10 protein-coding genes are annotated in these 13,705 nt (G+C 53.6%); 1 reads left to right on the top strand and 9 read right to left on the bottom strand.

All coding sequences use genetic code 11. The features are described from left to right. Positions 1-40 precede the first annotated feature (40 nt). The 6 genes from pqqB to HYI44_RS19470 form a co-directional block, all read right to left on the bottom strand. Positions 41-952 (bottom strand): pyrroloquinoline quinone biosynthesis protein PqqB, encoded by a 912-nt coding sequence (pqqB, locus tag HYI44_RS19495; protein ID WP_122841245.1) that lies wholly within the window; start codon positions 950-952, stop codon positions 41-43. A 76-nt stretch (positions 953-1,028) separates the two neighbouring features. Next, positions 1,029-1,103, bottom strand: coding sequence for a pyrroloquinoline quinone precursor peptide PqqA (gene pqqA / locus HYI44_RS19490; protein WP_009045898.1), 75 nt, complete (start codon positions 1,101-1,103; stop codon positions 1,029-1,031). 156 nt (positions 1,104-1,259) lie between these two features. After that, entirely contained in the window at positions 1,260-3,686 is a 2,427-nt protein-coding gene (pqqF, locus tag HYI44_RS19485; protein ID WP_225570248.1) for a pyrroloquinoline quinone biosynthesis protein PqqF, read from the bottom strand. Between the two features lie 48 nt (positions 3,687-3,734). Beyond that, positions 3,735-4,529 (bottom strand): carbon-nitrogen hydrolase family protein, encoded by a 795-nt coding sequence (locus HYI44_RS19480; protein ID WP_045059952.1) that lies wholly within the window; start codon positions 4,527-4,529, stop codon positions 3,735-3,737. Positions 4,530-4,540: 11 nt separating this feature from the next. After that, positions 4,541-6,238, bottom strand: coding sequence for a flavin monoamine oxidase family protein (locus tag HYI44_RS19475; RefSeq protein WP_122841247.1), 1,698 nt, complete (start codon positions 6,236-6,238; stop codon positions 4,541-4,543). Positions 6,239-6,453: 215 nt separating this feature from the next. Beyond that, positions 6,454-6,915, bottom strand: coding sequence for an Lrp/AsnC family transcriptional regulator (locus HYI44_RS19470; protein WP_122841248.1), 462 nt, complete (start codon positions 6,913-6,915; stop codon positions 6,454-6,456). Positions 6,916-7,174: 259 nt separating this feature from the next. Here HYI44_RS19470 and HYI44_RS19465 point away from each other — a divergent pair, with 259 nt between their 5' ends. After that, complete coding sequence (locus HYI44_RS19465) at positions 7,175-7,828, top strand: peptidase M41 (RefSeq protein ID WP_122841288.1); 654 nt, start codon at positions 7,175-7,177, stop codon at positions 7,826-7,828. Between the two features lie 396 nt (positions 7,829-8,224). On the opposite strand, the gene HYI44_RS19460 is transcribed toward HYI44_RS19465, so the two are convergent. Genes HYI44_RS19460 through HYI44_RS19450 form a run of 3 tightly spaced genes read right to left on the bottom strand, consistent with a single transcriptional unit; the run spans position 8,225 to position 13,135 of the window. Beyond that, entirely contained in the window at positions 8,225-8,779 is a 555-nt protein-coding gene (locus HYI44_RS19460; RefSeq protein WP_225570247.1) for a hypothetical protein, read from the bottom strand. 7 nt (positions 8,780-8,786) lie between these two features. After that, positions 8,787-11,855, bottom strand: coding sequence for a hypothetical protein (locus HYI44_RS19455; RefSeq protein WP_225570246.1), 3,069 nt, complete (start codon positions 11,853-11,855; stop codon positions 8,787-8,789). Further along, positions 11,855-13,135 carry a site-specific integrase gene (locus HYI44_RS19450; RefSeq protein WP_225570245.1) on the bottom strand — a complete coding sequence of 427 codons (1,281 nt, stop codon included), beginning with the start codon at positions 13,133-13,135 and terminating at the stop codon, positions 11,855-11,857. The genes HYI44_RS19455 and HYI44_RS19450 overlap by 1 nt, the downstream gene beginning before the upstream one ends. Positions 13,136-13,705: the final 570 nt, after the last annotated feature.

Raw genomic sequence — 13,705 nt, 5'->3', positions numbered from 1 at the left:
CCAGCCTGCTGGCGATAGACCGCGCAGCGGTCTCGATTTCTTACAGCACAATACTCATGCCGTCATAGGCCACTTCAACCTTGCGCCGAACCAGCTCCGCACGCTGCGGCGAATCTTCATCGAGAATCGGGTTGGTGTTGTTGATGTGGATAAGCACCTTGCGCTGATCAGGCAGCTGTTCCAGCACTTCGAGCATGCCCCCCGGGCCGTTTTGCGCCAGATGGCCCATTTCCCGACCGGTGCGAGTACCAACGCCGCGACGCTGCATCTCGTCGTCATCCCACATCGTGCCATCGACCAGCACGCAGTCGCTGGAGGCCATGATCTCCAGCAACGGCGCATCTACCTTGCCCAGGCCTGGCGCATAGAACAGCTTGCCGCCGGTATTCAGGTCTTCGACGATCAGGCCGATGTTGTCACCCGGATGCGGGTCGAAGCGGTGCGGCGAGTAAGGCGGTGCCGCACTGCGCAAAGGCAGCGGAGTGAAGCGCAGGTTCGGGCTGGAGGGGATACTGAAGCTGCGGTCGAGCTCGATGCGGTTCCAGCTCAACCCTCCGTTCCAGTGGGTCAGCATGGTGAACAACGGAAAACCTGTGCTCAGGTCCTCATGAACCATGTCCGTGCACCACACCTGGTGCGGGCAACCTTCGCGCAGGCTGAGCAGGCCGGTGGTGTGGTCGATCTGGCTGTCCATCAGGATGATCGCGCTGATGCCCGTATCGCGCAGTGCGCGGCCCGGTTGCATCGGGGCGAAGCTCTGGAGCTGGGCGCGTATGTCCGGCGAGGCATTGCACAGCACCCAATTGACGCCGTCATCGGATATCGCGATGGACGACTGGGTACGCGCGGTGGCCTTCAGGCTGCCGTCGCGAAAGCCTGCGCAGTTCGCGCAGTTGCAGTTCCACTGGGGGAAACCACCGCCAGCGGCGGAACCTAGAATCTGGACAAACATGGCCGCTCCAACATTTCAAATCCGAAAAATAAAAACGCCCCGGTGAACCGAGGCGCTGAACCGCGAGAACAACTTATTAGCGGCTGGCGAAGTACATGGTGACTTCAAAGCCGATACGCAGGTCGGTGTAAGCAGGCTTGGACCAGGACATGGGGGTGCTCCTTCAGGTGGTTGGGACGGTTGAGATCTATACATATAGTCCACCTCCAGCTGGAGATGTTCAGATAGTTAGGTGGCTATGTTACTCAAAATTACAGAACTCTTGCCCGTGAAACTTTGAGAAAGCTCTTTGCAGCCTCGGTAATGATCATTTTGCCACTTGCCAGGGCAGGCCGGGAGACACAGCGCTGGCCAGGCAGCGCCACCCGCCGGTGGCCTCATCAAGACGGCGGGCTGCATCTAGCAGGGCCTGTAAGTCTGTAGTTAAAAGTGCCCGTTGCAACTGCACCAGATAATCCGACGAGTGGCCGCCCAGTTTGCCCTGCCACAGTAGTTCGCTGGCTTGGGACTGCTCCAGTGCAGTGATGTCGAACTGAGCCGCCAAGGCCTGGCGCTGGGTGTCGATGGCTGCCTCGTCGATGCTTTCAAGCATCGCCGGCAGGTCGCTGATGAAGGTCTCGATGTGCTTGAGCAGCTCATGCGCAACGACGCTCGGCGATTGCACCCCGAAGACGATGCCCACCTGGCCATGCAGCTGCCGCAGCGCACTGAACACCGCATAACCCAGCTGCTGTTCCACGCGAAGCCGCTGGTAGAAGGGCGTCTGGCACAGGTGCCCGAGCAGGCGCCAGGCTGCCTCGTCAGCGATCTGCCGGTTAGCGACCGGACAGAACAGCAGCAGAGCGTGTTCACTGGAGGCTGTATCGATCGTTGTCCACAGGTGCTGGGTATTGATCGAAGCGGGTGCGGTCAATTGGGTGTCCGCCACGCCTGGCACGCGACTCAAGGGCAGGCCCATTGCCGCCTGGGTCTGGCTGGAAAGACCGGTGGCCAGCCCGTCCCAGCGCGCTCCCGCCCAGAGGTGCTGCAAATCTGCCGATTCCTCGACTGGCTCCAGGCATTGCTCGGGCAACGCCTCGAGCAACTGTCGAATAGGCATCAGCGCCAGGCGCTTGGGCAATTCCCGTGGAACATCGGTCTCGGCCTTTGTCAGTTCTTTCAGCGCATGCTCGAGGATGATCGGCATGGGGTCCTGCAGGCCGGTCATTTTCAGTAGCCATTGATTGCCGCAGGCACTGAAGGAGCAATCCACACCCGCCTGGCGCGCGTCTTCACGCAAGGTCAGAAGACGCTGTTCCAGGTTTGCCTGAAGCTCAGGCCGAGGGCTGGCTGGCAGCCGCCAGCGCAGATGGATCGCGCCTTCATCCGTATTGTCCGGCAACGCCTGGCTGAACTGCATGGGCGATTGTTCGCGGCGACTGCGCAAGCGATCCTGGGCAAAGGTACGCAGGCCGCGATGCTTGCTGGTCTGCCCACGAATCAGTCCGGCGCTGGGCGCTGCAGTTTCTGTGTGCAGGAACGGGTTGGGAGGTGGCAGTTGCCATGGGCCGCTGAACTTATCCACAGCGCCGATTTGAGCGAGGATTTGCTCAAGCGCGAGCGCTTCGTGGTCGCTTGTCCCGGCCTGTTCGCTGTCCAGTTGCGCCAGGCGCAGGGCGCTGCTGATTCGCTGCTGGCGTTGCAGCAGGGCGCTGAATTCGTCGCGCCATTGCGGCTGATGCTGCTGGGCGGCAAAAAAGCCCAGCCAGTCCTGCAGTTGCTCGCGAAGCACGAGCACCTGGTGCGGTTGAGTGGTCGTGAAGCCCAGGTGCAGCAACGCTTGTCCGGCGAATTGATACAGCGGCCTGGCGGTCAATTGTTCCGCCAGCCCAACCTTGCGCAACTCTGCGAGGAACCCTGCGGGTTTGACCGCGTTTAACCAGTGACACAGGAACGCCAGCGCTTCGCGGGACGAACCAGGCAGTGCCTCGAACGCGAACAGCAGATCTGCATGCCCGTCACCGGCCAGTTGATAACTGTTGCTTGCCGATTGCATCAGGGCGGCAGGAGCTGTTTGCGGGACTTTTTCACCTTTGGCAACAGGTTGGGCGAACACCTCGGCCAACGCCTTCAAATCCTCGAGACTTTGCGGCCCCGCCAGGCTCAATGTCATTTGCCCGGCTTGGTAGAAATGCTGATGGAAGTCCTGCAGGGCGCGCTGAAACTCGGGCCGCTCGACCGCCAGGCTGTCGCGATTGCCCGCATGGAATCCCCGCAACGGGTGAGTGGCCGACAGTCCTTCGAACAGCGCATGTTGTTGTTGCGCCGTCGCGTCCTGGGACCAGGCGACATATTCTGCGTGCAGCACTTCGCGTTCGCGCAACTGTTCGTCCAGGTTCATACGCGGGTGAGCGAGCATGTCCGACAGGCGCTCCAGCCCACCGCTGAAAAGTGCTGGCGGCAGTTCGACGAAAAAATCGGTGGTACGTTCGTTGGTGCGCGCATTGACCTGGCCGCCATGCCCTTGCACGTAGGCCATCAAGCCCTGGCCTGCGGGAAAACGCTCGGTGCCCAGAAAAAGCAGGTGTTCGAGAAAATGCGCCAGCCCAGGCCACGCCAGTGGCACGTCGTGACTGCCCGCATTCACCCGCAGCACTGCGGCGCAGCGCTTGAGATGCGGCGCGTGGCGCAGCGTCACCCGCAGGCCGTTGGCAAGGGTTTCAGTGTGGGGGCGGGAGGGATTCGACGCAGGCATGAGCACTTCCAGTACAGAGAAGCGCTAATGCTAGCGGATAACGGTGGATCAGCGCTTGTTCAGGTCGCCATAAAGCTCGGGACGACGATCGATCAGGTATCGATTGGCCGCCCGGGATTGGAGCATCAACTGGCGATCCAGCTCGCCGACGATCAAGGCTTCATCCAGACCGGCCTGGGCCACGCGGCTACCATCCGGCGCAGCAATGCTGCTCTGGCCGCAGTAATGGATGTCGCCTTCTGCCCCGCAGTAATTGGCATAGGCCACGTAGCACTGGTTCTCGTAGGCGCGTGAGCGGACCGTGACGTCGGCGATGAAGTCGTAAGGAATCATGTTCGCCGTCGGTACCAGGATCAACTCGGCACCTGCCAGGGCCAGGCGGCGAGCATTTTCCGGGAACTCCAGGTCGTAGCAGATCAGAAAGCCGAGCTTCCAGCCGTTGAGCTCCACCACCGGGAAGTCGTTGCCGCCGGCATTGAACATCGAGTGATCGAGGTCGCCGAACAGGTGCGTCTTGCGGTAGTTGCACAGGCGCTCGCCGTGGGCGTCGATCAATTGCACCGAGTTGTAGATCTGCCCGTCCTCAGTGCGCTCGGGATAGCCATACAGGATGGCAATGCCGGCGGTTTTAGCGATGCGCGCGATTTGCTGCGCCGATTCACCATTGTGCACTTCGGCCAGTACGCTGACGGCATCAATGCCGATGTTGTAGCCGGTCAGGAACATCTCCGGCAGTACCAGCAAATCTGCACCCTTGGCCTCCAGTGCCAGTTGATGCAGACGCTGCAGGTTGCCGGCGACATCCAGTGGCAGTGGCGGGCATTGGTATAGAGCTACGCGCATTTGAACTCCTTTTACTCGGGCAGGGCGATCGGACCGATCTCGTTGAACACATCTCCTGGACCCGGGTTCTCGGCGTGAGTTTCACCGCCGAAGTGTTTCATGATGCCCCACACCGCATTGAGCGAGGTCTGCACTGCCCCTTCGACCCACGCCGGCGTCCACGACACGTCATCACCGGCGATGAAGATTCCGCGCTGCTCAGGGGGCATGTCGTCCTGCATGAAATGGGCATACATGCGCTGGTTGTAGCGGTAGTGACCGGGCAGGGCGCCTTTGAATGCGCCGAGGAAATGCGGGTCGGCTTCCCAGGACACGGTAATCGGGTCGCCAATGATGCGCGCGGCAATGTCGACTTTCGGGTAGATCTTCTTCAGGGAGTCCAGCGCCAGCTTCACGCGCTTCTCCACCGGGTGCGGGAGCATCTTCAGGGCATCGCTCATCCATGAGTACGAGAGGCAAATCACCCCAGGCTTGTCGACGCCATTTTCATACTGGCCGTTGTCGAACAGGTAGGTGCCGCGGGTCAGTCGATCGGTGAGCGTCATGCTCATCAGGTCGCGACCGGTCTGCGGGTCCTTGTCCTTCCAGAATGGCCGGTCGACCATCACAAAGGTTTTCGAGGATTGCATGTAGCGGGTGCGGTCCAGGGCCATCCACATTTTCTGCGAGAACAGGCTTTCGTCGCACTCGATCTGGGTGGTCAGCAGCCAGCTCTGGCAGGTGGTCAGCACCGCTGCGTACTCGCGGGAGTCGCCATAATTGTCGGTGACGGTGAAACGCCCGTTCGGCGCGTGGGCAATCTTTTTCACCCCCGAACGCGGAGCGCCGCTGTGCAGTGAGCTGAGGCTGGTGCCCTGGGGCCAGTGCACGCAGCGTTCCGGCACATGGCGCCAGATGCCCAGCGGTACCTGTTCCACGCCGCCCACCACCAGGTGCTGGTGGTCGTCGCAGTTGGTCATGACCACGCGGAAGATTTCCAGCATCGAGTTGGGGAAGTCCGAATCCCAGCCGCCTGTCCCGAAGCCGACCTGGCCAAACACTTCCCGGTGGTGGAACGACAGTTTGGCGAACGCCTTGGAAGTGGCGACGAAGTCGTAGAAGGTGCGGTCATCCCACAGTGGCACCAGGGTATTCCACAGCTCCTTGAGGCGCGGTACGTCGCGGTCGCGGATGGCTTGCTGGATATCGGAAAACTGCGAGCCGGCTTCCAGCGCATCCGCCCAGGCGTCAGCCACTTCCTGGAACAGTGCAGGAAGGTCCGCGAGTTTCTGCGCGTAATGGGTTTTGCCTTCCAGATCGATCACCGTGCTGCCTGACGCCGGGGTCAGCGGGTTCGGGAACGGTTTGGTCTGCAGGCCGAGCTTGTCGACATAGTGGTAGAACGCCGTGGACGACACGGGAAAACGCATGCCGCCCAGCTCGGCGACGATGCCGTCAGCGCCGTTGAACGCCTGGGAGCGCAAACGCCCGCCCATTTTCGAGGCTTCATAGACAACGGGCTTGAGGCCCAGCTTCATCAGCTCATAGGCCGCCACCAGGCCGGCGATGCCCGCACCGACGATCGCTACCTCAGCACCGTGATTGTGTTCAGGAATGCTGCCCAGGCCGGCCGGATGTTCGATCCAGTCGTCAAAGGCAAACGGGAAATCCGGGCCAAAGATGGTGACTGGTTTCTTACCGTCTGCAGGATGGCGATTGTTCTTGTTCATGGCTGACCTTGCTGGCGACCCGACGCGCAATGCGCATCTGAGTATAGGAAAAGATGCAGCCATTCTAGAGAGCGTTGAATACGTTAATAAGACGCAATGTGTCGTCGTTTTGATAGTTTATAGATCACTATGACGACCTAAAGCTTCATATCGACCATCTGTGGGAGCAAGGCTTGCCCGCGATGAGGCCAGCAGGATCGCCGCACTTCTAAAACTCATACCGGCTGCCCGCGATCAATCTTGCTGCTCAAAATGATTGAAGTCGTGGTTTTCTCCACCCCATCCACACTGCCGATCTGATCCAGCAACTGATCCAGCTGCTCCGGCGAATCCGTCCGCAACCAGGCCACATAATCAAATTCACCACTGACCGCACACAGTTGCTGGACCTGCGCCATCGCACTGAGACGGCGCAGCACTTCCTTGCCTGAACGCGGTTGCACGGTGATCCCCACATACGCCTGAAGTCCGCCGTCAACCACACGCTGGCCCAGACGCACGCCATAGCCGGTGATGACCTTGGCCTTCTCCAGCCGTGCCAGCCTTGAAGTCACTGTAGTGCGGGCAATGCCCAGTTGCCTGGCGAGCATGGCCACGCTTTCGCGGGCGTTGATCTGCAGTGCGGCGATCAATTGGCGGTCGATTTCGTCAAGGACAGGCGGGCGAATGTCGGACAAGGGGCGTCTCCAGCGGCATGGATCATTGGGGCTGCATGTTACAGGCCCGCCACACATCGCGGATGTTTCATCCAGGCTCAACACTGTCCCGGTGAAGACGGTGCAGCACACCGGCCCGCTGGTCATTCGCATGCACCTGCCGATCCGGCTCGGCGTGCCCACTCTGGGCGCCTCCCTGGCCACCCAATCCGGCCTGCTGGATGGACAGCTGCTGTCGCTCGTAGTCGAATGCACTGTCCATGGATGCGAGGCGATAAAAATGACCAGCAAGTTGCCCCCGGTCATCCGGGAACGCGCACTGCAGATTGCGCATCACGAAATGGGGCACTACGTGGTGGCCCGAGCGTTGGGGTTTGCAACAGGTGGAGTGACCTTGTCCGTGACCATGGACTTGCGCCACCAGGGCGGTGCTTCGATCACCCTGTCGCGCCCGATTGCCTCCATGGAGGCGATGAAAACGCATCTGGAGGCCAGGCTGATGGTTCTTCTGGCTGGGGCCATGGGGCAGACCTTGTCTTCAACTCATTCGATTGCCAGGCGGGTCGACAAGGCGCAAGCCGTAAGCATTCTCAAGGGTGCGCAGGGCGCTGAGCAGGACTACGCAAAAGTCAAAGAGCTTCAGCATCTGCTGCGCAATATCGCCTGCCCTGATACCCATCCAGTGTCATCCGACCAGGTAGCGGCGCAGCTCAAGGTGATAACAGACGACTTGTGGGTCCGGACTCAGAAAATCGTAGAAGAACGGGCCGAAACGATTTGCGGGTTAGCAAGCGTGCTGGTGGATGGCATGGCTATCGTGGAACAGTGGGGCCGCCCGGGGGATACGTATGAGGTGGTGTTGCCTGCGGCGACGCTGGAGCGGTTGGGGTTGGTGCGGGGTATTCCATTGGTTCTGGCCGCACCACCACACTGAAGTGTGCGGTGAGGTTCTGACTGGAATCAAGCCTGGAAGAGAAAAACGCAAAAGCCGCGCAAAGCGCGGCTTTTTTTGTTTGGTGGGCCCACACGGACTTGAACCTTTATGTTGACTTGCCGCATTTTACAACGAGTCTTATCTAGATAACCTGTTGTTTTATATGACTTTATAGTGTTTACCGGTCTGCATCGGAATATGCAAGAATTTTTCGCATAAGGCTATGGCTTTGAAAGCTTGGAAGGAGCGAAGCCAGCGGGTAGGGCGGATTGAAAGGTGCGGGAGAGAGTCGAGCAGCCGGTGTTGGCCTGCGCACATGCCGCAGGACAACCGTGTAAGAAGCTTCAAGATACCAGTGACTGATGATCAGCAGAGTTGATGCTGGTGAATGTATTTTTACCCGGAAGGGACGCGTTCGATGCTTTTCAACAGCAGGTAGGCTTTTGCCCACACAGCTGGGACAATCAATCTTTCGCTAGACTTCAAATATGGACAAATAATAGTAGACGTCTTGGAGTCAATTTCTACATGATCCGCAAAATAGGCAAGCAACAAATCAACTGTTTTGACCAGGCTTGATTTTTCAAGATCAACTGTTGAAGCAATTTCTGGTGAATGTGCCAAAGTGGGGCTTTTGCGACTGTCCTCAAGGGAGAGTGCATATGTTTTGAGCCGTTTAATATCATTACGAAGGTTTGCGTTAGCTATCTGCAGGTGCCTGATGATAATATGGGACTCTCCATCCGTCATATTCTCTAAATACTGATCGATCATGGCTCGATATACAGGGTTTCTAGTTAGAGTTGTTACGCTGATAGGGGGGGAGTCGGCACGCTGGCTGCTAATGTATGTCGCACAGAACTCGCATAACCTTGTAAGGTTTTTGAATGCCAAGCTATGTTCCTTGGCAAGAGCCAGAATCTGCGCTAGATAATGAATTGTAAGATTCATGGTCGACCTAAATGTTCAGAATAGGGATGTGAGGCGTGCTATCACTTTTGAGCCTAGATGATAGGTTTTCAAGCGTCGAGCCTGTCGCGATAAGTAGGGTTTCCAGCTTTCCACGAAATTCTGAGATTAACTCGTCAGTGCTTTCGTAGTTGAGAATTTCAACAAAGCTTTTGTCCATGCGCATGAGTTGCGCGGTCATCCTGAAGATATCTTTCTTTAGGCTAGAGTTAGATAAGCTAGGGTACCTGATCGCATCATTAGCCCGAGCCATGAGGTTTAACAGGGCGTTATTCTCAGGAATCTCGAGGAGTGCTATTTCTGTATCTTCGTCGGCAATGGTAAGGAATTTTCCTTCCAGGGTGCCTTTATGTTTAATGATATGCTCTGCTGTCAGCGACCATGCACTGAATTCATTAATCAAATCAAGGTGCTTCTTTTCAAGGGCGCTGAAGGCACCGTCAGACAAACTATCGGTGTTAAGATATTTAAGATGGTTTTTGCTTTCATCAATTTCAGCAGCGATGTTTCTCAAAAGCGCTAGAATAGCATTGATATGGCCTGGTGATTTTAATCCTAGATAGCACTGCCCACATTTGTATTCACCTATGGTTTCAATGATCTTTGTGGGACAAACTCCACTAACCATGCAGAAGTGAGTTGGAAATATAGAGAGTTGGTGAAAGCTCTGGAGAATTTCCTTATTGGTGAGTGAATTGCCTTCTGGAGGTTTGAGTGCGAACGAGGTTTGTAATAACCTTTCAGCGCTCGATGGCACAGGTACATCTGATGCTTTCGTCCACATCATCGAATTCATGATCGTCGCTGATGCTAGAAGGTGTACATCCTGTACCAGTTCCTTAGTTACAACGCAATATCTATTTACTGATGCTTTCTTATGGCCGCTGATGTTTTCCCCGATGTGCTCCTCACTTAGAAAGGTTGAGCTCAGTGAGATTACCGTTGCTCTTATCCCATGTGGTGTATATTCGGTCTTAAATTTGTTGTTAAGAGAGTAAGCTACCTCATACGATTGCTTTTGAGTAAAGTCTAACTCCGAGAATGGTAGCGGGTCGGTTGGTGATTGATTGTCTATCACCTTGATCTGGTTGAAGAAATAGATCAGCTGTTTGAAGTGTTGACGATATTGGTCTTCAGTGAGCACTGTATCCCTATCATTGTCGTGGAATATTGGAGCAATCCATGGGTAATGAGTCAAATCATGGTGCGTATATTGCAGCTTTTTTTTGTAATGGTTACGAGCGACTAATTTTTTATAGCTATTTACTACAGAGCATACGTAAAGTACGCGAGTGCTAGTTGGGCGAATCCATGGGGCGCCGCTTTTGTCGGTATTTACGAAAAATTGAAAGAAAGGGTCTGAACCCAAAGTGCTTAGCATAGCTGTAAAGTCATCTTTGAGCTTTGGGAAGTCCTTGGCTATAAGGTACTTATCAAGCCAGCGTATGTGTATAAATCTAATGGATGTTTCCAGTGCAATTATCACTGCACCAATGTTGTCTGGCGTTGCTATGCTTTTGAATTTTTTAGCTGTGTCTCTACCTACCGGCAGTTGTTCCAGGCACAGGAGGTTAAATGGAATGTACTTGAGTGGGATGACATGCCGCTTGCCCTGGATGTCAATGTAGTTTACAACCGGTACGTAACCTAGCAGCTCAGTTTCTATTATCGGGTTTCTTATTGATGCTGAAAGTAAGATTTTCTCAATGACATCGTACTGTTTGCTTTTGATGGTTGAGTTTAGATAAGAGATCAAGCTTAAGATGGAATAGGAAAGCGCATAAAAAAGGCGAAAAGAATTGAATGCCATTGTCTTTTTGTTGGTTTTTGTTGGCTTTGATTCAGCTTTTTTGTCATACCTTGTAAGAGGGTTGGTGAAGGTGATTCCTTGTGTGCCTAATATGGCAGAGACGTATTCAAAAAAATTAATGATTTTCGACATTTCACTTTGGGTTTTTATAAAACTCCTCAGCGGGTCAGCAACACCGGATCCATCAATGTGTGCCCTGGTAACTTCCTCAAGAGGTGGTGGTTCTACCCCTAATCCTACGGTGTATTCAAAGAAATAGGATGTTAGCTTTCCCAAGGCTGTTGCTATAGATGTCGTATCCTTTACTCGACCTGTTTCGTATAGCATATCAACGTAGGTATCTATCCAGATGCTCCACGTATCTCTTTGTAAGGAATACTCATGGTTCTCAAGGACAGATACATTGTCGTCTGAGCGCATTGCCTCACGTAGCTCCGCTTTCGTGAAGTCCAAGAGGGCTTCATCATACTCGAAAAACGGGCGCGCCCATGCAATCGCGCTAATCCTGTAATCTTGGTGTGTTTCAGACTTTCTATTATTAAGTATGTAGGTAAATAATTGCTGGAGCTCTTCAAGGTTAATGTCAGAGGTTTCATGCCAGCTACTTGCTATGATTGGCCGCCACGCTGTGTAGTTGTAGTTTGTTCTGGAGGTGGTCGGAATGCAATTGCCTATGTTGATAACTCTATCGTCTACCATGCCGCCTTGGAAAGGCAGTCGGATGATTTTCAGCAGGGGTGGGTAGAAGTCGTATGCGCTATCGACTTTGTGCGAGTCAATATTTACATGCCCGTGAGTCTTCCTGTTTTTCGGCAGTGAAAATGACATCGGGAGTAATATTGCCCCCCTTGCCCATAGAGCAATAAGGAATACATGCAGGCCACGTATGACATGTAAGCCAATACCTTGTGAGCGACGAATTTCAGTTATGCCTAACTTTTTTAAGATACTGTGGCTGTCGGAACCCCAATGTTTCGATGGTATATTCACAACCACATCAAAAATCATCGCAACCCAGCTATGATCGAACTCAAAGTTCTTGCCATAAAAATCCAGCAAGAATGAAAGCTTGATGTTAGGGTTTCTTGACGTTCCAGAGATTTTATTAAGGTCAAAATACTTAATATCTGTGTCCGGATAAAGGCTGTTGTATAGCACCTGACATGTATCTGCAAGCGCTTCATTGATTTTTATCGATAGGTCAGCGCCGGCATCTCTGAAGACTATGTTGTTGGTAAGATTAAGCATTAGTTATTATCCAAAAGATCCGAGGGGCGTGAGGAGTTCTGAATTTCATTGGCAGTGTCTATCCACTCTCTATGAGATTTCTTGGTGTATTTTCTGGTAGAACTTGCTTTTTTGTGACCCATGTAGGTTTGAGTGACTAATTCCGGGAACCCGTTTCCGGATAAAGTAGGAGCATCGTGGCGGGTATATACGCCATAGTGATGACGCATTGAGTGTTCGGCAATTCCTGGTGGAAGTTCGACGCCTGCTTTCCTTGCCGCTCGATGGAATATTCTGTTTGCTGATGACCTGTGCGCGGTATATAAGGGCTTGCCCCGATTCTCTCCGTGAAGTATTTGGAAACAAAAGGAATGCCCGACGTTGGGAACGCGTTCGAAGCGCTCGTATAATTCCAGGAACTTGAAAAACTGTCCTAGCCACGGATCATGGCCCATTGTTTCGGGCGTATCCCTCCCTTTGTATCCGTACTTGTCAGCGTCAGCTTCGCTCCTCGCCAGTGACCTGTTGTCAACGCAGCGAACTTCTCGAGTATCAGCATTTATGTCAGCATCCGTCAGCCCTAGAACTTCGCTGCCCCGTAGGCCGAAAGCGAGCTTGGCGCATGCGATAGCCTTATCTCGATATGTTGGTAAGCTGTCGACAAAAAGATCCGTTTTATCCGACGCAATAGCCTTAGCAGGCTGCCAAGTATTTTGGTCGTGATTTTCATCGAATTGCTTAGTGCACTGGAACAGGTTTTCATAACGTGTGGCACCGGAAATCGCAGCCGCTCTGGCCTTTTGCAGACCATATGCTTCGGCTTTCGCGCGCTGACTCTTTATTTCGTTGAAGGTGAAAGGACGAGTTCGGAGGCAACCGTCTAGATAACTTTCGAGTCCTAGCGAGCGGTCACAAGAAATACTCGAGAACCAGAGAAATCGTTTTAGTGCGGCCTCAATAGGCACTAGGCTGTATTGCTGAGCATTTCGCGTTCGCCCGGTAAGCGCTCGTGCTAGTGACGAAACTCCAGGATTGTCCTGAGAATTTCCGAGTAGATATTTTTCATATGTTGGAAAAATATAACTAAGTGATGCCCCGTATTTGGATTTCAGCAAAACGCAGGCAAAAATGAATTCGATGAATCTAGTTACATGGTCAAGATATTGAGCGATTGTGTTTGGCGCGAGTTTGCTGATGTTGTATAACTCATCTCTGAATTGAGTAAAAAGCGTAAGCTCCTCTCCCTTATCATTTAGAAGCTTCAAAGTCCTTTTGCTTCCTACCTTTGTCAAGAGCTTCATCGCAAGTCCCCAAAACGCCATATTTTTGTAGGCTAAAGCGAAAAAAGTTTATGTACAACCACATTGAAAATGTTTCATGTCAGTCTAGTGATACTATTAAAAACCTTTTAAAATCAATGATCTCTAATAATTTTGCATAAATTGACACTTGAGAGATTTTCATGTTTATGCGTCCATGCATTCAGATCGTTCCTTCGGGGCGATTCGTACCCGGCGGAAATTTCTCTTACTACTGAAGTATCCGGCTAGTCGCTGCGCTGACGTGCGCATGTAGTATTTGGAGACTGCTCAATTGAATTAGTCCTTTAGTCACGCGACAACGTCAGATGCAGGTTGGCCCATGCCTACCAACTCAAATGAGTTCAGCAGCTCAGGAATAATTCTCTACCCAGGTTTGGCTATGCCTGGGATACCCTAGGCCGGTGTCTGTAGATTAAGTAATGTGGAAACCTGAACTGAATTCCGGCCTCAAGGCATGCTCATGACCACCAATACCCTGGCTCAGCAATTGCGGAAGGCTCAGCATGTTGTTGTCTTCACCGGCGCAGGTGCATCAGCGGAGACACCACT

This window comes from Pseudomonas sp. Y24-6 (assembly GCF_020295325.1).
GTDB lineage: Bacteria > Pseudomonadota > Gammaproteobacteria > Pseudomonadales > Pseudomonadaceae > Aquipseudomonas > Aquipseudomonas gregormendelii.
Note: the sequence above shows the minus strand (reverse complement) of the source record. Positions and strands in the feature narration are given on the sequence as shown.